Origin of the sequence: Undibacterium sp. Jales W-56 (assembly GCF_025548535.1) — a bacterium.
Lineage (GTDB): Bacteria > Pseudomonadota > Gammaproteobacteria > Burkholderiales > Burkholderiaceae_D > Undibacterium.
Genome location: NZ_JAJLQW010000002.1, coordinates 659,021 through 680,595 on the forward strand (window position 1 = coordinate 659,021; position 21,575 = coordinate 680,595).

The 21,575-nt window shown below is 50.1% G+C and carries 16 protein-coding genes and 2 pseudogenes; 11 read left to right on the forward strand and 7 right to left on the reverse strand.

The genetic code is table 11. The features are described from left to right. Window position 1 precedes the first annotated feature (1 nt). The 11 genes from LPB67_RS08965 (at window position 2) to wecC (ending at window position 13,055) form a co-directional block, all read left to right on the forward strand. Entirely contained in the window at window positions 2-1,360 is a 1,359-nt protein-coding gene (locus tag LPB67_RS08965; protein WP_262836783.1) for a hypothetical protein, read from the forward strand. Continuing rightward, window positions 1,360-2,529 (forward strand): hypothetical protein, encoded by a 1,170-nt coding sequence (locus LPB67_RS08970; RefSeq protein ID WP_262836784.1) that lies wholly within the window; start codon window positions 1,360-1,362, stop codon window positions 2,527-2,529. The genes LPB67_RS08965 and LPB67_RS08970 overlap by 1 nt, the downstream gene beginning before the upstream one ends. A 122-nt stretch (window positions 2,530-2,651) precedes the next feature. Further along, window positions 2,652-3,152 (forward strand): DapH/DapD/GlmU-related protein, encoded by a 501-nt coding sequence (locus tag LPB67_RS19105; protein ID WP_316685166.1) that lies wholly within the window; start codon window positions 2,652-2,654, stop codon window positions 3,150-3,152. Then, entirely contained in the window at window positions 3,149-4,279 is a 1,131-nt protein-coding gene (locus tag LPB67_RS08980; RefSeq protein WP_262836785.1) for an N-acetyl sugar amidotransferase, read from the forward strand. The genes LPB67_RS19105 and LPB67_RS08980 overlap by 4 nt, the downstream gene beginning before the upstream one ends. Continuing rightward, a complete protein-coding gene (gene hisH, locus LPB67_RS08985) occupies window positions 4,276-4,890 on the forward strand; it encodes an imidazole glycerol phosphate synthase subunit HisH (protein WP_262836786.1) in 615 nt (204 codons plus the stop codon). The genes LPB67_RS08980 and hisH overlap by 4 nt, the downstream gene beginning before the upstream one ends. Before the next feature lies 1 nt (window position 4,891). After that, entirely contained in the window at window positions 4,892-5,674 is a 783-nt protein-coding gene (locus LPB67_RS08990) for an AglZ/HisF2 family acetamidino modification protein (RefSeq protein ID WP_262836787.1), read from the forward strand. Then, window positions 5,671-7,803: a bi-domain-containing oxidoreductase gene (locus tag LPB67_RS08995; protein ID WP_262836788.1), complete on the forward strand. Its 2,133-nt coding sequence runs from the start codon at window positions 5,671-5,673 to the stop codon at window positions 7,801-7,803. Before LPB67_RS08990 ends, LPB67_RS08995 begins: the two co-directional genes overlap by 4 nt. Then, window positions 7,800-9,455: a heparinase II/III family protein gene (locus LPB67_RS09000; RefSeq protein ID WP_262836789.1), complete on the forward strand. Its 1,656-nt coding sequence runs from the start codon at window positions 7,800-7,802 to the stop codon at window positions 9,453-9,455. Before LPB67_RS08995 ends, LPB67_RS09000 begins: the two co-directional genes overlap by 4 nt. Window position 9,456: 1 nt before the next feature. Further along, complete coding sequence (locus tag LPB67_RS09005) at window positions 9,457-10,686, forward strand: glycosyltransferase family 4 protein (protein WP_262836790.1); 1,230 nt, start codon at window positions 9,457-9,459, stop codon at window positions 10,684-10,686. Further along, window positions 10,683-11,828 carry a non-hydrolyzing UDP-N-acetylglucosamine 2-epimerase gene (gene wecB, locus LPB67_RS09010; protein WP_262836791.1) on the forward strand — a complete coding sequence of 382 codons (1,146 nt, stop codon included), beginning with the start codon at window positions 10,683-10,685 and terminating at the stop codon, window positions 11,826-11,828. The genes LPB67_RS09005 and wecB overlap by 4 nt, the downstream gene beginning before the upstream one ends. Continuing rightward, window positions 11,829-13,055 carry a UDP-N-acetyl-D-mannosamine dehydrogenase gene (gene wecC / locus LPB67_RS09015; RefSeq protein ID WP_262836792.1) on the forward strand — a complete coding sequence of 409 codons (1,227 nt, stop codon included), beginning with the start codon at window positions 11,829-11,831 and terminating at the stop codon, window positions 13,053-13,055. 488 nt (window positions 13,056-13,543) lie between these two features. Here the strand turns inward: wecC and tnpC are convergent. The 7 genes and pseudogenes from tnpC to scpB form a co-directional block, all read right to left on the reverse strand. Next, a pseudogene (gene tnpC / locus LPB67_RS09020) lies at window positions 13,544-14,956 on the reverse strand (IS66 family transposase); the annotation flags it as partial. Between the two features lie 156 nt (window positions 14,957-15,112). Further along, window positions 15,113-15,331: pseudogene (tnpB, locus tag LPB67_RS19190) on the reverse strand (IS66 family insertion sequence element accessory protein TnpB); the annotation flags it as partial. Window positions 15,332-15,394: 63 nt separating this feature from the next. After that, window positions 15,395-15,742 (reverse strand): transposase, encoded by a 348-nt coding sequence (locus LPB67_RS09025; RefSeq protein ID WP_262836793.1) that lies wholly within the window; start codon window positions 15,740-15,742, stop codon window positions 15,395-15,397. Window positions 15,743-16,199: 457 nt separating this feature from the next. Continuing rightward, complete coding sequence (locus LPB67_RS09030; RefSeq protein WP_262836795.1) at window positions 16,200-16,955, reverse strand: isoprenyl transferase; 756 nt, start codon at window positions 16,953-16,955, stop codon at window positions 16,200-16,202. Window positions 16,956-16,959: 4 nt separating this feature from the next. After that, entirely contained in the window at window positions 16,960-18,423 is a 1,464-nt protein-coding gene (locus LPB67_RS09035; RefSeq protein WP_262836796.1) for a hypothetical protein, read from the reverse strand. 442 nt (window positions 18,424-18,865) lie between these two features. Then, the gene (locus LPB67_RS09040) at window positions 18,866-20,458 is read right to left on the reverse strand and encodes a pseudouridine synthase (protein ID WP_262836797.1); all 1,593 of its coding nucleotides are present in this window, start codon (window positions 20,456-20,458) and stop codon (window positions 18,866-18,868) included. Beyond that, window positions 20,445-21,284, reverse strand: a complete 840-nt coding sequence (gene scpB / locus LPB67_RS09045; RefSeq protein ID WP_262836798.1) for an SMC-Scp complex subunit ScpB — start codon at window positions 21,282-21,284, stop codon at window positions 20,445-20,447. Before scpB ends, LPB67_RS09040 begins: the two co-directional genes overlap by 14 nt. Window positions 21,285-21,575 lie beyond the last annotated feature (291 nt).

The window sequence follows — 21,575 nt, forward strand, 5'->3', positions numbered from 1 at the left end:
TATGAGTTTCCCTGAAATGCCTTTGGTACGCCAAACTACTGTCTTTGTACAACGACTGATAACTGCCTGCAGACGTTTCAGTGAGAGTAAATATCGTCTCCATCGTCGCGTTAACTGGTCTTATCGCTACGCTGCAGCCTTCTACCAGTCCGAAGCCAGTTACCTGATGTCGGATATCGATACATATTTAGCTGGCGATTGCCTAGTTGCCCCCCAAGTCGAAAATGTCTATGCGCAGAAATTGAGCTGGAAGCAGGCAGGAGTTGTTTTGCTAAAAGTATTTGCGCATTGGTCGTTTCGCTTACTTGGCCGGTTTGCCGACCGACGTATACGTTCAAACCATATCCAGAATTATCGTAAGGCCTATGTTGATGACATCGAACTTGTTTTCGATATTACGCAATCCTCGGTGATTCGAGCCGTTTATCCTTTCCCGATCAGTTTCAGGCGTCAATTACGCTATCTTAATTTTCTTAGAAAGAAGGGTTACTTATTTAAGTTGGCGGGTCATTCCTACTGTTTTAGAGATCTACTGAATTTTGTACTGAGGCGAGATGTGGAATCATTACAACGCATGGAGTCACGGGCGCAGATATTGCACGCACTTGAGGTCGCTGCACTGGGAGTCAGGAATGTGCAGTTATCTGATGAATTTGACATTGGCAGCCTTGACTTCGCACGTACGTTAGCCCGACGCCATGTGCACGTTGTCAACAGTGCGCATGGCGTAGGCAAGTATTTGCCTGTGCACGCCTATGCTGAATTTCACATACTTACCCAAAGGCAAAAAGAATATTACTTCATGACGCACCCTTGCAATTTTGTGCTGCGTAAATTGAACGAAAAAGCCCCAGCGGTGGCAACAAGCGATGCATCATCTGAGTCTCTGATGAGGTACTCAATTTGCTTCGTTCTACTTAGCGCTCAATCGTCGCGAGGTATTGGAGAAAAGTATTTGGTCTTGAATGAAGATAGGATAACCAAATTATTGGGAGACGAATTTGAAAACAATCCCGAGATAGGTTTGTACTTTCGTCCGCATCCGAATAACCATACACCTGTTGTACCTAGAGGTTTCAAACTGCTACCGTCACTGGAGCAAGTCAATAACTTGCCAAATGTGATATTTGCCTCGTTCAATTCAACCTGTCAGATTGATCCGGCATTCAAAGGAAGGAAGATATTGCTACGCGGCGAGATGATGTATCCCGAGCTATGGTTCGACGATAACGAAGAAATGTTGCATCTAGATCAGTTGGTTGCTCTGTTACGCAAATTAGCTTTAACCGCTTGCAAGAGTGAAGCAGTGCCTGCAATAACAAAGGTGACGCCGTGCTTGCATATGAATGGAGGTAATTGATGAATGCACTCAATGTTCCTGCAAACAAGCGTTCAGTATTTAGTATTACGTTACTGATGACCTTTATATTGATGACTTTTGTGTTACAAAAACCAGTATTATTGATAGGCGGTGCCGTAATTTGTGCTGTTTATGCATGTATCTGTTTCCAATTTTCAACTTTCCGGAACAAAGATCTTTCGTGGTTTCTTGTCGTCTGCATTTTTTTTCTGCCTGGAATGACAAAATATTCTCACGGTTTATCGCCATTTTTCTATTTCTTTTCCACAATAGCAATTTTTTTTGCGGCAAAAGCAGCAAGTCGATACCCTCCCCAAGTGTTCCTGATTTCATTTCGCATCATATATACAGTAGCTGTTACAGGAATTGCGTATGCATTGTATGTTTATTGGGACATGCCCGAGCCGCTTGGCGAAGTGATAGAGGGTTCCAGTGCAAACGGCATTCCGGCTTATCTGATTGTGATGCAGGTAAGTCTGAGTCTATGCAATTATGTGGTGTTACAGAAATTACCGGTGTTGTCACCGATTATCACTGCTATCGTGGCTTTTTTTGGTTATGGTCGGGGTTCGTTGGTTGTGGCCGGCTTACTCGTAATGTTCACCTTACTGTTTAATCTGTCGTTATCCCATGCGTCGAGTCGACGATACAAGGTTTTCTTGACTGTTTTCCTGCTAGGTTTAGCTATCGCCGTAGTGGGGAATTACGATCAAATAGAAGAGGCGATGAACTTGTATACTAAACTTGGAGCGGGTTTGGTAGATCAAAATCGACTGGAAATCTGGGGGCAGTATCTCGAAAAAATTAATCTTTGGACCTTGTTGATTGGTGCTGATTACACAGGTACCGTAATTGAATTGCAGTATGCAAGCAATCCCCATATTTCGTTTGTCCGCACACATGCCCTATTTGGTTTACCAATCACTTTGCTTGCGTTGTTCAGTCCATTGATCGTCTTTTTTACGGATAAGGCCTGGTCAGCAAAACTAATCTTTGCTACTTTTATCGGATTATTGATGATGCGGGCGATGTCTGAGCCAATCTTGTTTCCAACGCTGCTGGATTTCTTCTTTTTTTTGAATCTTTTCCTGTTCTTCCGTTATGTACCTAAATGTGAATCGGCATTTAGAGTACACAGAGAACTATCAAGTAATTCAGCTATCGTATGATCCAAACCATTACTCGATTACTTGCAAAGATACTGAAGAGGTCCCGGCTAACGGCTGTGAAGGATTCGATTATCGACCCAACTTCAAAAATCGAATCAGGGACGATCTTCTACAGTTCGAACATGCAACGGCATAGCTTTTGCGGCTACGACTGCGATATCAATTGCGCCGACATTGGCAGCTTCACCTCAATCGCTAATGACGTGGTGCTGGGCGGCGGCCGCCACCCAATGGAATGGGTCGGTATGTCGCCGGTGTTCTATCAGGGTCGTGATAGCGTCAAGGCAAAGTTTTCAACCCATAAACGCGATTCAATCAAGCGAGTTGTGATTGGTCACGACGTCTGGATCGGTCGTTCGGCCATTGTCCTGCCAGGCGTAGAAATCGGTTGCGGCGCTGTGGTCGGTGCTGGTGCAGTGGTAACAAAATCGGTACCACCTTACGGTATTGTCGCCGGTAACCCGGCACGGTTGATCCGTTACCGTTTCGATGAACTCACAGTAGAACGACTTATTGCCACACAATGGTGGACTCTGCCCGATGAAGATTTACATCAACTGGGCCCCCACTTCAACGACGTCGAGAAATTTCTGGAAACTATAGAGAGGAAAAGCGGAGCATGACAACGCTGAAAATCTGTTCGAAATGCGTGATGGATACAACTGACTCGGCCATCACTTTTGATGCCGAGGGAGTATGCGATCATTGTCGCACGTATGAAACACAAGTGCAGCCGAATTGGCACACCGATGAACGCGGCGAGCAAGAGTTGCTTGCACTGGTAGAAAAAATCAAGGCAAACGGCAATGGTAAAGACTTCGATTGTCTCATCGGCATGAGTGGCGGTATTGACAGTTCCTACCTGACTTACATCGCTACCGAGTTCGGCCTGCGCCCGCTGGTGTTTCACGTCGATGCTGGCTGGAATTCTCAGGAGGCAGTCAATAATATTGAGCGCCTGATCGATAAGTTAGACTTGGACCTGTATACCGAAGTGATCAACTGGGAGGAGATGCGCGATTTGCAGTTGGCCTTTTTTAAATCAGGCGTGCCACACATCGATACTCCACAGGACCATGCTTTCTTTGCGACCATGTACAAGTTCGCGGAACAGAATAACATCAAGTACATTCTGACAGGAGCCAATTATTCGACCGAATGTATCCGTAACCCGATCGAGTGGATGTACTACCAGTCGGACTCGATTCAACTGAAGGACATTCATCGCCGCTTTGGTACTCGGCCATTGAATAATTATCCGACTACCTCAATCTTGCGTCATAAAGTCTGGCTACCTTATGTGAAAGGTATCCGCGTAGTGCGTCCATTGAATTTTGTGCCCTATGATAAGGCTGGCGCAATGAAACTGCTGACTGAGAAATTTGGTTGGCAACCTTATCCTCAGAAACATTTTGAGTCGCGTTTCACGCGTTTCTATGAAGGCTACTGGCTTCCTAAGAAATTTGGATTCGACACCCGCAAGGTGCAGTTCTCTAGTCTGATCGTAACGGGGCAAATGACACGTGAGGAAGCATTGAAACAACTGAAGCAACCAGCGTTGGATGACGCCACCGTGCGCCAGGAATTCGAATACGTTGCCAATAAGCTTGGCATCACGACTGATGAACTGCAAACTTACCTCGATGCACCCAACAAGACTTATAGGGATTACCGTTCGCAAGAAATGTTCTACACCGTAGGTGCCAGAATAATGCGCACGCTCGGTCTTGAACTTGGAGGCAAGCGGTGATTTCGATTGTCGATTACGGACTGGGAAATGTTCAGGCTTTCGCTAACATCTACAAGCGCTTGGACATACCTGTCACGCTTGCAAAGACGGCTGATGATCTTGCCACTGCCTCACACATCATCCTACCCGGAGTCGGGGCCTTCGACTGGGCCATGACGAAGCTAAATAACTCCGGCATGCGCGAAACGCTGGATGATCTGGTGCTGCGTGAGAAAAAGCCAGTGCTTGGCATTTGCGTCGGCATGCAAATGATGGCCATGAATAGTGACGAGGGAAAGGTAGATGGTTTGGCGTGGTTCGATGCCAGTGTCAAACTTTTCGATGAATCTCGCTTTCAGAATCGCACCCATCTTCCCCATATGGGCTGGAACGATGTCGAGCCGATACGCCGCGACGGACTATTCCGTGATTTTGACGAGGGTGCGCGTTTCTATTTTCTGCATTCATATTATTTTGAACCCAAGGATACCTCCGACATGCTGAGTACCACCATTTATGGCGATCGCTTCATCAGTGGAGTTCAACGCGGCAATGTAATCGGCGTTCAGTTTCATCCTGAAAAGAGCCATGGCTGGGGCATACAACTTTTGAAAAATTTTGCAGGGCTCTGACATGCTACGACCAAGAATAACTCCTTGTCTTTTAGTGCACAAGGGCGGCCTCGTCAAAACGGTCGGTTTCGATAACCCCAAATATGTGGGCGACCCACTGAATGCTGTCCGGATCTTCAATGACAAAGAAGTCGATGAGTTGATGGTAATCGACATTGACGCTAGTCGCCACAACCGAGAACCTGACTATAAACTGATTGCCAACTTGGCGCTCGAATGCCGGATGCCTCTTTGCTATGGTGGAGGCGTTAAAAACGTGGAGCAATTCGAACGGATCATCGGCCTTGGGGTTGAGAAGGTCGCAATTGCTTCTGGAGCGGTGGACAACCCGGAATTGATTTCATATGCTGCCGAGCGCGTGGGTAGTCAGAGTGTCGTGGTCGTTATCGATGTTAAGAAAACTGGGCTTTTTAGGAAACCCGAAGTCGTGACCTTGAACGCTAGCCATCGAACTGGCCTAGACCCAATAGTTTTCGCGAAACGTGTGCAAGAAATGGGGGCTGGCGAAATCGTACTGAATTCAGTCGACCATGACGGTCAGATGAAGGGGTACGACACTGAGTTAATCGAACTTGTGAGGAACGCCACTACGTTACCGCTAACCGTACTCGGTGGCGCAGGATCTCTTTCCGATCTGCGTGAGCTAATCCTTCGCTACGGCATCATCGGAGTTGCCGCCGGTAGTCTTTTCGTATTCAAAGGCAAATATCGGGCCGTACTTATAAATTATCCGACCCGCAGTGAAAAAGATGCTCTGTGCTTACTGGAACCTCTCTCCCAATGAAACAAATATTACAAAGCCTGAAAACTGGAAACACCGAGGTTGCAGAACTGCCTGTGCCGGCGCTCAAGCGCGGTCAGTTATTGATTGCCACCTCCCAAACATTGGTGTCGGCTGGCACCGAACGTATGCTGGTTGAATTCGGCAAAGCTGGATGGATAGAAAAAGCTCGTCAGCAGCCCGACAAAGTGCGCATGGTGCTCGACAAGATCAGGACCGACGGCCTGATACCTACCCTTGAGACGGTATTCAACAAACTCGATCAACCGCTTCCGCTGGGATACTGCAATGTTGGTCGCGTGGCCCAAGTTGGCCCAAGTGTGCTGGGTTTCGCGACCGGCGAGCGCGTGATCAGTAATGGCAAGCATGCGGAAGTGGTCAGCGTACCCGTGAATCTGTGTGCCAAAGTGCCCGAAAGCGTGACCGATGAAGAGGCCGCATTCACAGTGCTCGGCGCAATCGCTCTGCAGGGCATCCGACTTGTGCAACCGACCTTGGGCGAGACCATAGTAGTCACTGGTCTTGGCCTAATCGGCCTGGTCACGGTGCAACTGCTGCGTGCTCATGGCTGCCGAGTACTCGGCCTGGATTTTGACAAGGATAAGTTAGCTATGGCGCGGCAGTTTGGCGCCGAGGTGGTGGATTTGGCGTCTGGCCAGAATCCAGTTGCCGCCGCCGAGCGTTACTCGCGTGGGCGCGGCGTAGATGCCGTAATTGTTACAGCATCTACTAAAAGCAGCGAGCCGATGCACCAAGCGGCGCTGATGTGTCGCAAGCGCGGTCGCATCGTGCTGGTAGGGGTCACTGGCCTGGAACTGTCTCGCGCTGATTTTTTCGAAAAGGAATTGACTTTTCAAGTTTCATGTTCTTACGGTCCCGGCCGCTACGACGCTAACTACGAAGAGAAAGGTAATGACTATCCGATCGGTTTTGTCCGCTGGACAGAGCAGCGCAATTTCGAAGCTGTGCTGGATATGATGGCTGATGGACGTCTAGACGTGAAACCGCTGATTTCACATCGCTTCGACATCACAGAGGCGGAGCGGGTGTATGCACTGGTCGGTGGCGCTGCACCTTCGTTAGGCATTCTGTTGCGCTATCCGGGTTTAGCTATTGATACCGCCTCGCGCACGGTAGCGGTGCCGACGATGCAACCGCCGGCCGCTAGCCCGGCAGTGGGTAAGCTCGGCGTCAGCGTGATTGGCTCGGGCAACTATGCGACCGCCGTGTTGATGCCCGCCTTCAAGAAAGCTGGGGTACGGCTGCGTAGCGTAGCTTCCAGCGCCGGCGTCAGCGGCCTGCACGCCGCACGTAAGTTTGGCTTTGAAGAAACGACGACCGATACCAACCGGTTGTTCGCCGATGCTGATACGCAAGCCGTGGTGATCACGACTCGCCATGACAGTCATGCCGGTTACGTCCTGCAGGCGCTAAAGGCAGGTAAGCATGTATTTGTCGAAAAGCCGCTGTGTCTGACCTTGGCTGAGCTGACTGAAATCGAAGCCGCCTGTGCCTTGCGCGAAGCTCAAGGGGCGAATGTGCCAATAGTGATGATCGGCTTTAATCGCCGTTTTGCGCCCCAGGTCCAGCGCATCAAGCAATTGCTGGCTGGTTTGTCTGGGTCCAAAGCTTTCGTCATGACAGTCAACGCCGGCGCTATTCCAGTCGAGCACTGGACCCAAGATCCCACTATTGGAGGCGGGCGCGTCATTGGCGAAGCCTGTCACTTTATTGACCTGTTGCGCTTTCTGGCCGGCACCCCGATTATTGGCTGGGAGCGAACGGATATGGACAGCGTGACGCGGGACACGGTAACACTGCAGCTACGTTTCGCTGACGGATCGATCGGGACAGTGCATTACTTTGCCAACGGCAGCAAGACCTTCCCCAAGGAGAGATTGGAAATTTTTGCAGGCGGCCGCGTGCTACAACTCGACAATTTCCGCAAGCTGACCGGCTTTGGTTGTCCAGGCTTCAACAAGATGAACCTTTGGCGTCAGGACAAGGGGCAGAAGGCTTGCGCGCAAGCCTTCGTCGACGCCATCGCGTCTGGCAAGCCATCACCAATTCCACTGGACGAGGTCATCGAGGTCAGCCGCGTAACGCTAGAAATTGCCGGGGGCGGTCGTTGAACATAATTGCCCGTGCTAGCCTGTACTGGCATACATTGCGTTTCCTGCGGCCGGTTCAGTTTTTTGGGCGGCTGTGGTTCCGCTTTGCACGGCCGCGCATCGTGGAAGCAGCTGCGCCGCCGCTAGCAGGGCCGGCTGGTCGCTGGGTGCTGCCGGCTTGCCGCAGTGTAAGCATGAGTGGGTTTGGACAGTTCAGGTTTCTTAATGATGAAGGTGACCTGACCCAAATCGGCTGGGATGACCCTGCGAGGGAAAAACTGTGGCGCTATAACCTGCACTATTTTGACGACCTAAATGCTGAAGGTGCGGCCAGCCGCTACGACTGGCACTTGGCGTTGCTTCAGGACTGGGTTGGGAAAAATCTGCCTGGACAAGGCACCGGTTGGGAACCTTATCCGAGCTCGCTGCGCATCGTGAACTGGATCAAATGGCAGCTTGCCGGCAATGCTTTGCCGCAGACCTGTGTGCAGAGTCTTGCTATGCAAACGCGATGGCTGAGCAAACGACTCGAGTGGCATTTGATGGGAAACCACCTGTTCGCCAACGCGAAGGCGCTGGTATTTGCCGGGTTGGCCTTCGAAGGGGCGGAGGCTAAGAAATGGCTGGCCAATGGGTTGGATATCATTGAAAGGGAATTGCCGGAGCAGGTGCTGGCCGATGGTGGCAATTTTGAGCGCAGCCCGATGTATCACGCAATTTTCCTTGAAGACATGTTGGATCTGCTCAATATCGTTGACGCGTTCCCGGAGAGGGTTGCTGTAAATACGGTCCGGCGCTGGCATGAGATAGCAACAAGCATGCTCGGCTGGCTGGTCGGTATGAGTCACCCGGACGGCGAGATCAGCTTCTTCAATGATGCCGCCGCCGGTATAGCACCAATGCCGGCCGAGCTGACCTCCTACGCAGGACGGCTCGGTATTGCAGTCAGCGGCCCTGCTGTATTGCCGCTGTCTCAGATTGTGGTCACTAATTACCGCGACAGTGGTTATATCCGACTTGCCAGCCCAGATATTGTTGCACTGCTGGATGTGGCGCCAGTGGGGCCGGATTACCTTCCTGGTCATGCGCACGCAGACACGCTTTCCTTCGAACTTTCCATTTTTGGTCAGCGGTTGATCGTCAACGGTGGCACATCTTGTTATGGATTGGGGCCCGAGCGCTTGCGCGAACGTGGTACCGCTGCCCATAGCACAGTTGTCGTTGATGGTAAGGACTCGTCCGAAGTCTGGAGTGGTTTTCGCGTCGCGCGCCGCGCCTACCCGCGTGATCTGGAATTGAATCAAACGGACGAGATGGTTACAGTCGCTTGTTCACATGATGGTTACCGGTGGTTACCGGGGCAGCCCGTCCATCGCCGCGAGTGGCGTTTCACGAATCATTCGTTGCTGATTCGTGACCACGTCAGCGGCCGCTTCGAATCAGCCGAGGCACGTTATCTGCTGCATCCAGCAGCAAGAATAGTAGATCAGACGGAGGCTAAATTGAAACTGCAATTGCCACAAGGCCAGTTATTAAATCTCGATGTGATCGCTGGTACGGCTCGGTTGGAGTCGGCGCAATATGCGCCTGAATTTGGGATGGTTCAGACTACCAGTTGTATAGTGCTTGCTTTCAAAAATGGTAGTGCTTGCATCAATCTTGAATGGAGTTAATGTGCACATTCTCTTTTTGACCGATAACTTTCCGCCGGAAGTCAATGCGCCGGCCAGTCGCACCTTTGAACATTGCCGCGAGTGGGTAGCGCAAGGTGCCAAGGTCACCGTCATCACATGCGCGCCAAATTTCCCCAAGGGGGAGGTGTTCGACGGTTATAGAAATGCACTTTGGCAAAGAGAAACCGTAGGTGGTATTGAGGTTATTCGTGTATGGTCCTACATCACCGCGAACGAAGGATTTATCAAGCGGATCCTTGATTATGTGAGCTTCATGATCACTGCGACTTTCGCAGCTCTGTTTGTCCGCAAGGTAGATGTAGTGATTGGCACCTCGCCACAATTCTTTACAGCTTGCGCAGCCTGGATGACTGGAGTTCTGAAGCGACGGCCCTGGGTGTTTGAGCTGCGAGACATCTGGCCCGAGTCGATTAAGGCTGTTGGGGCAATGAAGGAGTCGTTGGCAATTCGGTTGCTCGAGCGCATTGAGATGTTCCTTTACCGCCATGCCAGCAGGATAGTGGCGGTGACCCACTCATTCAAAGAAACCTTGATTCGACGCGGGATTGATGGCGCCAAGATTGAAGTGGTGACCAATGGCGTTGATCTGACCAATTTCACTCCGCAACCCAAGGACGTTGAGCTTACACAGCGACTGGGGTTGGGGGGCTGCTTTGTTGCTGGTTATATCGGCACGCATGGCATGGCTCACGGGTTGGAAACTCTTCTAGATGCCGCCGAGACTTTACAGGGAATGCCGGAAGCGGCGAATGTGCGCTTGATTTTCCTTGGGCATGGCGCCAAAAAAGCCGAACTGATCGCGAACAGCGAGGTGCGTGGGCTGCGCAATGTGCTATTCCTAGATTCTGTGCCGAAGACTGAAGTGGCGCGCTACTGGTCGCTGTTGGATGTTTCGATAATCCACTTACGCAAGACCGAGTTGTTTGGTTCTGTGATCCCGTCCAAGCTCTTCGAATGCATGGGTATGGGAATACCGGTTCTGCATGGTGTGCAGGGCGAATCAGCCGAGATCGTGCGCCGTGAAGGTGTGGGGGAGGTGTTTGAGTCTGAAAACGCTTCTAAGTTGGTGGACAGTTTGATGCGTTTGCGCACCGACCCTAATCGGTTTGATCTTTATAGGCAAAACGGACTAATTGCAGCAAAGCACTATGATCGAACGTCCTTGGCTAGGGCGATGCTTAAAACTCTGAAACATTTGGTACGCAGATGAAACACAAGAAAAAAATTATGCTTGTCTTCGGTACGAGACCCGAGGCCATCAAGATGGCGCCACTTTACCACCTGCTTAAGGCTTACCCCGAGGACTTTGAGACCGTTGTGTGTGTGACCGCCCAACATCGACAAATGCTAGATCAGGTTTTACGCGTATTTGAGATCACGCCAGATATTGATCTGAACTTGATGAAACAGGGACAAGATTTGTTTGATGTGACGAGTTCGGTACTCCTCGCGATGCGAGGTGTATATAAAGAACATTCACCCGATGTGGTGTTGGTGCACGGCGATACCACCACGACGTTGGCGGCGGCGATGGCTGGGTTTTACGCCGGCGTATCAGTTGGCCATGTAGAGGCGGGTTTGCGCACGCATGATCTCTATGCCCCCTTTCCGGAAGAATTCAATCGTCAAGTGGCGAGCAAGGTAACACGGTGGCACTTTGCTCCAACATCATTCAGCCGACAAAATCTGCTGGATGAACGGGTGCCGGACTACAACATTGCCGTTACCGGCAATACGGTGATTGATGCCCTGCTGTGGATGCTTGCACGTATCGACGAAGATGCTGGGAGGCGTCAAGCTATTTGTGATTTCTTGAGCGCAAGGTTGCCATTTGCTTGGCAAGACACTCGTTTTATACTCATCACCGGGCATCGTCGGGAGAACTTTGGCGATGGCTTTCTGCAGATTTGTGAGGCATTGAAGGAACTGGCAAATCGCTATCCGGAAGTGCATTTTGTGTACCCAGTTCACTTGAATCCGAACGTGCAGCAACCGGTAAACGCTATTCTGGCAGAGCTGTTGAATGTACATCTGATCGCCCCTCTCGACTACGAGCCATTCGTGTATTTGCTCAAGCATTGCCATATTGTGTTGACTGATAGCGGTGGCATTCAAGAAGAGGCTCCTAGTCTAGGAAAGCCAGTTCTCGTTATGCGAGATGTAACAGAGAGACCAGAGGCCGTTAACGCTGGCACGGTTCGATTAGTTGGGGCAAACCGTCAAAGAATTGTTGAAAACGTTTGCGAGTTGTTAGATAAAGAAGAGAGCTACAAAGCGATGGCGCGAGCGCATAACCCTTATGGTGATGGGAACGCCTGTAATCGAATCATTGAAGTATTGAGGACTATTTAAATGTATAAGAAAACTGTATGTGTTGTCGGCTTGGGTTATATCGGCTTGCCAACGGCAGCCTTGTTGGCCAGCAATGGTTACAATGTAGTTGGTGTGGATTTAAATGCTCACGTTGTTGAAACGATCAACCAAGGCCGTATTCACATCGTTGAACCCGACCTTGATGCCTTTGTCCGCTCCGCGGTTGCTGCACAGCGCTTAAAAGCTTGTACTACGCCTCAGTCTGGCGACGTCTATATGATTTGTGTTCCCACCCCATTCCACGAGGGTGAAGGGATCCCGCAGCCAAATATTGACTATGTACTTGCAGCTACTCGCAGTATTGCGGGATTTGTTAAGGCTGGCGATCTGGTTATTTTGGAGTCTACTTCTCCAGTAGGCACGACGCAGCAAATGGAAACAGTTCTTAGTGATGCTGGTGTGGACGTTTCTAAGATTTATATGGCGTACTGCCCTGAACGAGTTCTACCTGGCAAGATCATGACTGAACTGGTTGAGAATGATCGGGTTGTCGGAGGAATGACATCTGATGCAACTAAGGCTGTGAGTGATTTTTATCGGACATTTGTGCGGGGTGCCGTACTCGAGACAAATGCTCCGACTGCAGAGATGTGCAAACTCACCGAGAACAGTTTCCGCGATGTAAATATTGCGTTCGCAAATGAACTCTCCATCATTTGCGCTAAAGAAGGTATTAATGTGTGGAATTTGATCCAGTTGGCAAACCGGCATCCTCGCGTGAATATACTGCAACCCGGAGCAGGTGTAGGCGGGCATTGCATCGCGGTTGATCCTTGGTTTATCGTGGCGCGGGATCCTGAGAATGCTCGTTTGATCCGTTCTGCACGTGAGGTCAACAATCACAAAACTACGTGGGTGATCGATCAGATCAAGATCGCAGTTGCCGATGCGACCGCCCGTACAGGCCGTAAGCCAAAGATCGCTTGTTTGGGGCTGGCTTTTAAACCTGATATCGACGATCTGCGTGAGTCGCCCGCATTGTACATCGCCGAAGCTCTTCAAAGTCAAGATTACGATGTGATCGCGGTAGAACCCAATATTGAGACTCACGAAAACTTCACACTCGTCTCGCTTGAAGATTCACTTAAGTCTGCCGATGTCTTTGTTTTGCTTGTTAAACACCGTCAATTTGGTGAAGAATCGGCCAAGAAATTACTAAAAGAGGTGAATCCACTCGATTTTTGTGGTGTTTTTAATAAAATTTGACATGGCGGCGACATGAGGCGATAAACAATGAAATTTGCAAACAATTTCGATGGATTCAACTGTATGGAAAAATCGGTAACGCGGGTGTTGTTTAGCTACGTTGCGGCATCTCTTGATTGACACCGCTAAGAAAACGTCCTAAGCGAGTCGTAATAAGAAAATCGACGACCCAAGATCGCGTCCAACCGGAAAATTCAGGCAATTAACGAACAAATGATTGTCAACCTTGGAAAGTGCAAGCTCGGGTATCGGCGAATCAAGAACGAGCTAGTACGTTTACATGTCTTATCGTTTCCGACGGCAACTATCCACAAGATACAAGATAATAGAACAAATTAAAAAACATACTTGAATCGCAGAAAGGCATTTAGAGAGCAACTCATGGTATGGCAACTCAATGCCTAGCAATATTGTAAGTGGACGCCTGCAAGATCACGGTAAGCATCCGGTCATCACAGATTGACCGGTTCTTATTTGGATGATCAAGATTATTGAACAGGCTTCCAGTTGTGTGGAAGTAGTTCACCGATGCAGCTGAATGGTTGCAAAGGTAGTCTTTCCAGCACGTCCTTCATGTACCCGTAAGGATCGTGACCGTTGAGCCTGGCTGAATGAATGAGACTCATGATGGCTGCAGCAAGTTTACCTGCGCGCAGGCTGCCGGCGAACATCCAATTTTTTCGTCCCAATGCAACGGGACGAATCTGGTTTTCAACCCAATTGTTATCGATCGGTACCTGAGGATCGTTGAGGTAATGTGTCAGCGCCGACCAGCGATTCAAACTGTATTCGATTGCCTTGAAGGTTGCACCGCCGCTGGGCACCCGCTGGCGTTGAACCAGTAACCATTGATGTAAGGCGTCTGCAACTAGCTTGGCTTGCATTTGACGAATGGCTAAGCGTTGCGCCGGGTCGAGCAAGCTTGCTTCCCGTTCCATATCGTAGAGTCGGGCATATAAATCCAGCACACCTCCTGCAATCTGGCTGCTGTGGTTTGCCCACAGTTCATGGAATTTGCGTCGGGCGTGCGCCATACATCCGGCCTCCGTGATTCCGGATTTGAACAGCGTCTTATAGCCTGGAAAGTCATCGCAGACGAGGGTACCTCGCCATCGGTCCAGGAATTGTTCTGCATGCTTACACCCCGACTTTCTGCAAAGTCGAATATCACCGCCTTCATGCTACTTAACGGCGTGCTGCAATAACTCCACAAGTAGGCCCGGTGCGTCTTACCATTTCCGGGCTTAAGCATGGGAAGCGGCGTCTCATCAGCATGCAGCACCGGTTGGGTCAACAATTCTTGTTTCAATGCATCCACCAACGGTTGTAGCGCAACACCGCAACGGCCCACCCATTCGGATAGTGTGGAATCGGGAATGGCTAATCCTGCCCGTTCAAAGATGCCGCTTTGGCGGTACAGCGGCAAGTGATCGGCATATTTATGCGACAAGCACCTGAGCCAACAATCCTGAGGTTGGGATGCCCTTGTCGATGATTTGTGCAGGTACCGGCGCTTGTACCAATGTTTCGCATTGATTGCAGACCCACTTACCACGCACATGGCGTTCGACCGTGAACACGCCCGGTTGGTAATCGAGTTTCTCGGATACGTCCTCACCGATTCGCTTCATTTGGCAACCGCACCGGCATAACGTTGAATCTGGTTCGTGATGAATATCAGTGCGTGGCAGTTGTGCCGGCAGCCGGACGCGTTTGGGTTGCTGCTTGGTTGGCTCTGCTGGTACGGGATGTGTTAGTGCCAGTTGCTCAATTTCGGCAGTGACGGCTGTTAAGTCAATGTCGAGAGTTTCAAACAGTTCATGCTGTTGTTCGCCGGTATAGGCTTCGCTGGTCGCTGCAAATTTCTGGCGTTTGAGAATGACCAATTCATGAGTCAGTTTGGCGTTCATTGCCTACTGATGAATCAGCAACTGGACCAGTTGTTCTTTAGTGTAATCGTCGATGGCGGTAGCAAAGTTCATGTCTGGCACTGTGCCAGAGCAGAGGTGATTTGATCAAAGACGTTTACAGGAGTTTACAACTTGGTAGCCTCGGTACTACAGCACCGAAATCGAGTGACCGTGACCCAAGTTCTCCCATGGCAGACCGGTCACTAATACCCTTAATTGCTCGGGATTAAGTCCTACTATATCGACTCCATTACCGCCCCACGCAAAGCGACCTTTGTTCAAGCGACGACTCGCCAGCCATATGCCAAATCCATCGTAGACCAAAACTTTGATACGCGTCGAACGCTTGTTGGTAAACAGATAGGCATGATGCCGACGCGCATATCAATCGGTTCGGTTGCCAGCCAGATGGAATCTATCCGAATCATCTTAGCCAGTTCTGCAACCAACTGGCACACTCTGCGGCAGCAGCTGGCGTACAGTGACATTAGCGGCTCCTCGTTTGATTTCAATCACGATGTCCGGTGTCACGGAGGCTGTGGTCGGTGCGGGTAGCTGAATTGGAATGAATTCAGGAATAGGGTTGACTGGTGTAATTTGCGTTGACCGTATCGCCAATTGTTCATGAGCCCTGATCCAAATACGAACCTGATTGGCGTTCAACTGGTAACGCAAAGCCGTGGCAGCAATTGAAACTCCCGGTTGTTTGCAGGCCTGAGCCTTGAATTCGGCACTGTGCCGCCGACGCCGTCTTGGCGTATTGATTCCATCGTCCATAATGTACAAGTGTCCACTTAATAAGTGGACACGATCATCTACGCTTACGCACTTAACTTCAAGATGACTTCACCGGGTGCTTACAGATCACGATTAACATTTATCAATGTATTTTCATTATCAATGGCAGTGGCATATGATATTGCGTTTATATAAACACAGAACCAGCAAGCAACAGGTTGGATTTTTTGGATGATGTATCGAAGAAATACCACTTGCCTTTCAACGCATCCAAGCAGACCGTGGTCGTGAATTTTTCGCTACGAAATTTCAGGAGCGACTTCTGGAATGGGGAATCAAATTTAGATCGGTTAAGCTTGTAGCACCCAAACTGAACGACAAAGTTGCACGTGGTCGTGGAGCATGGACTTTGGTGAGTTTCACGGCACTTTCGACCTCAAATATCCGACGTTGAAGATCTAGTATCTATTTTAACAAGCATTCCATCAAACAAAATTCAGCAAGCCCGTACTTGTTCACTGGTGCGTCCGAAACGGCGCTCTCTTTTTTGGAAAGATGCGATCGCGTCATCCAGCGCTTCTACGCCGAAGTCAGGCCAGAATGTATCTGTGAAATAGAATTCAGAATACGCGAGCTGCCACAACAGGAAATTGGATACCCTGGCCTCGCCGCCGGTACGGATTAACATATCCGGTTCAGGCGCATAGGCCATCGACAAATGCGCCGATAGCATGTCTTCGGTGATCTCGTCTTGCCCTATCCCTTTCGCGATCAGCTTATTGCAGGCATTTACAATGTCCCAATGTCCGCCGTAGTTTGCACAAATTGTCAGGGTCAGGCCGGTATTGGCGGCGGTTTCCGATTCTGCAACTCTGACCAGTTCCTGCAAATCCTTATCGAACTTGCTCAGGTCGCCAATCACTTTCAGCCGGATATTATTCTCACCCATCTTCCTGATTTCACCGACCAGAACTTTTCTGAAGAGCTGCATTAATAAGGAGACTTCTTCTTGCGGCCGACGCCAGTTTTCAGAGCTGAAAGCAAATAAAGTCAGGTATTCAATACCACGGTTAACGCAGGCTTCGACAACTTTATTGACCGTTTTTACGCCTTTTGCGTGTCCGGCAAATCTTGGTAAAAACCGCTTGGTTGCCCAGCGACCGTTGCCGTCCATGATGATGGCGATATGTTTTGGAACCGCTGCATTTCCATCATCACTCTTTACATTTTTTGTTTTGCTAATACTATTCATTTTTTTATTTGCCAGGCACACCAAAAGGGAAACTCAAGGTCACATCTACTGCATTCGAGTTCAAAGCACCTTTAGCAGAACGCACACGTCCGACACCCAACTTCAGACGTGATTTCCCATATAGATCGATACCGCCATATACCATTGCCTGCGCAGTAGCGCCGCCCTTGGCATCCACACCGCCGCCACCAGCGGCGCCAATCAACATCTCTGCACCAGCGAACAATCCGGTTGCCAATGTTGCAGTGCGGGCACCCAATCCAAGCAAGCCTACCGAAAAACCGCCGGCATTTCCGGTAAATGCGCTATGCGCCTGGGCAGACATGTAGGTATCGGTAGTGATATAGCGATCAATTTTAAAACCCATTAAATCCAGGCTATGGTTGCCGCCATTATAGCGGGCCGCATGCAGATAATGCTGTGCGGATGCCGCCCATTCCATGCCTTGCACCATGCGTGAAATACTACGATCAGAGCGGACATCTAGGTCTAAGCCAAGCTGGATATTGGCGTAATTCGATTTAAAGTCGCCATTCAGCGCACGAACTGCACCGCCTTCGAGCGCCACATACATATTGCGACTCACCTGCGCTTTCGCATATAAACCGGCTTTGACTAACGCGCCGCCGCCAACCGGAACGCGGCCACCACCGCCCATGCCAAGGGCCACACGCGAACCTATTTTAAAGTCATCCTTGATTACCGGATATTCTGCACCGAGTAATCCGAGCACTTCGGCATAGCCGTCGGCACCGCCTTTGACTGCAGCTCCGCTCTCAACACCCCAATAAACCGACTCAGAAACGAACTGATCTGCGCGAAAACCGGCATACCCCAGCGAGCCAGAATACGGTTTTCCATTTAAATCTTTGACGCCGGATACCGGATTGTAATTACCGATAATTGCCGCAATATGGTCGAAGCCCACGCCACCACGCTCACTCGTAGAAACAGTGCTGCCTTGCGCGAGCTGCGAGGCAAACATAAAGTCACTCTCCATGGATACGCTTACCCCCAGTTGTTTGCTGCGGATATGGCCATTCGGGAAACGGACTTGCGATGCAGAAACACCTGCGCGGATCTGATTAAATTTCCACATCAAGTCGAGGTGCGGGCGTAACATCAAGCCGCCGCCGACAGAAGCCGATCCGCCGCCACCGCCACCAACATACAAGCCACCTTCAACATCAAGTCCCGAAAGGAGCGGCCTGCGTATCGCAATCTCACCGCCACCGGTAAAAAAACCACCGCGCTGCCCCGTCACTGCGCCATAGGCAGCAGGCCCGATATACAGACTGGGCATTGCCTGCAACAAATAACTCCCGCCTATCATTCCCATCGTTTCATTATTGGGAAGTTTGATTTTTTCAAAACCGAAACGTACTTCCACTGGTGTGTTATAGGTTTTCGGAGCATGCGGATCCACATAATCATCGGCGTATGCGCATTGCAAAATGGGAGACAACATAATCAGTGCTACAAACTGTTTTCTTAAAAGTGGCATAAATGAAAAAAAATTTATATATCAAACGCAGTAAATGCGGAATTGCCTGGTCAAGAATGCTCAATCAAACAATGCTTCTCATCTTCCTCTGGAAACAAGCTGAGTCAAAAGATGATTTATGCCGATTCTTTTATTTTGCATTTAAGACATCATTTCTAGAATACTAAACTAAACGCCGAGAAAAATAGTTTATTTATGCAATTCTTTCAAAGAATCATCCACGAAACATGCAAAATAATCAATATATCTCTTATGTTGCCCAAGTGCATCAATGAAAATACCACAGGTAGTACCGCAAAGGATACAAATAAAAAATGACTTAACCGCATTTGCCATTAAGTCATTTTATCCATCGCCATTCATTTTATGCTGAAGAGTTACATCAAAATTGATGAGAAAAGCTTCGTTACCCGCCCTTGGAGCGGCGGCGTGCAGCAATTCCCTGACCGATCGCCTGGCCACTGCCGCGAGCAGTGCCGCCATTATTATTGCGCCTTGGACGTCCGGCATCCGGAAAACCGAGCGCTGTTTGCATAGGATCGGGCTGACGAGGGCGTTTTTTACCCTGTGCATCGCCATTCGTACTGCGCGGCGCACCGAACTCGGTACGAGGCGCGTTAAATCGCCCTGCTGGCTTATCGAACGGATTGACTGGCCGACCGGGCGCTCTGTTGCCATTAGGATGAGGCGCAGTATCTTTGCCGGCTGGCTTGTCGCCACCGACTTTCTCCAGGCCACTGAGTTTCAGCAGGCTGCGCACCGCATCCTCTTCCAATTCATCCCAACGACCACGCTTCAGGCCGGACGGCAGCGTCATCGCACCGTAACGTGTGCGAATCAGGCGCGACACGGTTAAGCCAACTGCTTCAAACATACGGCGTACCTCGCGGTTACGGCCTTCGCCAATCACCACGCGATACCATTTATTGACGCCTTCACCACCACCATCGACAATTTTTGAAAACTGCGCGAGACCATCTTCCAACTCAACGCCTGCCAATAGTTTCTGACGCATCCCTTCTTCCAGCTCACCGAGTGTACGCACGGCATATTCACGTTCGATACCATAGCGCGGGTGCATCAGGCGGTTCGCCAGGTCACCGGACGTCGTGAATAACAACAGGCCTTCCGTGTTGTAATCAAGACGGCCGACTGCCAGCCACTTACCGACTTTCATTTGCGGCAAACTCGCAAATACGGATTGGCGGCCTTCAGGATCGCTGGTGCTGACAATTTCACCAGCCGGTTTGTGATAAATCAAGACGCGCGGCGGTTTCTTGCTTATTTTTCTTTGTATCGGCTTGCCATTGATACGCACGGTATCTGTAGGCAAGATGCGCTGGCCGATATGGGCCGGCTCACCATTCACCGAAACCCGACCGGCGACAATCAAATCTTCCATGTCACGGCGGGAACCCAGACCTGCTTCAGCCAATACTTTGTGCAATTTTGGCGCATCATCATCTGCAGTTAGATCGCGGCGAACCGGCTTGGCTATGCGCCCTTTGACCTTATTAGCCGCATCGGTATCCGCATCAAACGCCTCGGAAGTCACGAACGAAAATACATCATCTGCATTATTTGCCACTGGCTTGGCACCCTGTCGGGCTCCGCGCGCCTGGCTTGGATGTCGCCCTTTACCCGCGTGCGCCGGACGATTACCTGCCTGTTCATCTCTTGGCCCACGTGGACTTTGCGCCCTGGCATCCGGGCGGCGCGGCTGATCACCGCGCTCACCCTGAACACGCGGCGGACGCGGTTTACGTGTCATGCCGTCACCGGTATTTTTTCGTTCAGCAACGGCTGTATCTACTGCACCAGACGCTGCATTCGCAGCAGATGCGTCAGCCGGTTCGGCAACATCCGATTTCGGTCGCGAGCGACGCAAATTACGCGGCCCTCTGACGCCACGTTTGGCGGTCTTTGGTGAGGACTCATCATTACCCGAAGCTTCTCCGGCAACGCTGGACTTAATATCGTCTGGATTATTTGTGTTCATTATTCTGTTCTAAATTTGACTGACTCAATGCCGAAGCATCTACATCGAACTCCGATGCCAACTCTTGGTCTGGCACATCAACGATCACATCGGATTCTTGCGTATCGTTACTGGCCGTACTTAGTAATTCCTTGTCCATCTCAACTTCTGCCGAGGCAGATTCCGCCAAAGGCACTGCGCCTTCTGGCAATATATCTATGATTGCATCCTGCTGCAGCAAGGTCTCTTGCCCGGCAAACATATTCGCACCCAGCGCATCCAATTCTTGCGCACCTTCTTCCGCCACGCTGTCTTTTGTGACTTGCTGCAAAGGCGGTAATTGATCCAGCGAAGACAAGCCGAGATCATCCAGAAACTGTTTGGTGGTTGCAAACAGCGATGGGCGACCAGGTACATCCCTATGGCCTATCGTTTCTATCCAGCCCCGGTCTTCCAAAGTTTTGATCATCTGGGATGCCACCGTAACGCCACGAATCTCTTCGATATCACCACGCGTTACAGGTTGGCGATAAGCAATAATCGCCAGCGTTTCTAAGGTTGCTCTTGAATACTTCGGCGGCTTCTCAGGATTTAAGCGGTCAATATAAGCGCGCATTTCCGGCCGGCTCTGAAAACGCCAGCCAGTGGACAGCCCTACCAGCTCTATACCTTTGTCCGACCAGTCCATGCGCAAATCTTCGAGCATCGATTTAATCGTATCCGCGCCGACTACCTCACTGGATTCATCACTGTCCTGAAACAGTTTTTTCATCGTATTAACGGTCAGCGGCTCGTGCGCGCATAGCAAGGCAGTTTCGAGGACTCGCTTGGCCTCAGCAGTATTCATGCAAACTCTTTAGCACATTGATTGGTTGATCTGATGAAGCATAGAACGGCACTGAAAGAACTTCTTCAGCCAAAACCTGTTCTGTAATTTGTGTCACTCAAATTAAGGTGACTCATGCCATCTAGGCGAACAATTACTGTTTGACATTAACCAAAAGGACTGATTGGCTATGCTTTCATTTCGCTACGTGTATTCCATCATCAAACCAAGCGTCGTTGCGCACCTGATTACTGAAAAACTGATGAAACCACTTTAGTAGCTTCGACACTGGATTGTAGTCCAGAATTTCGA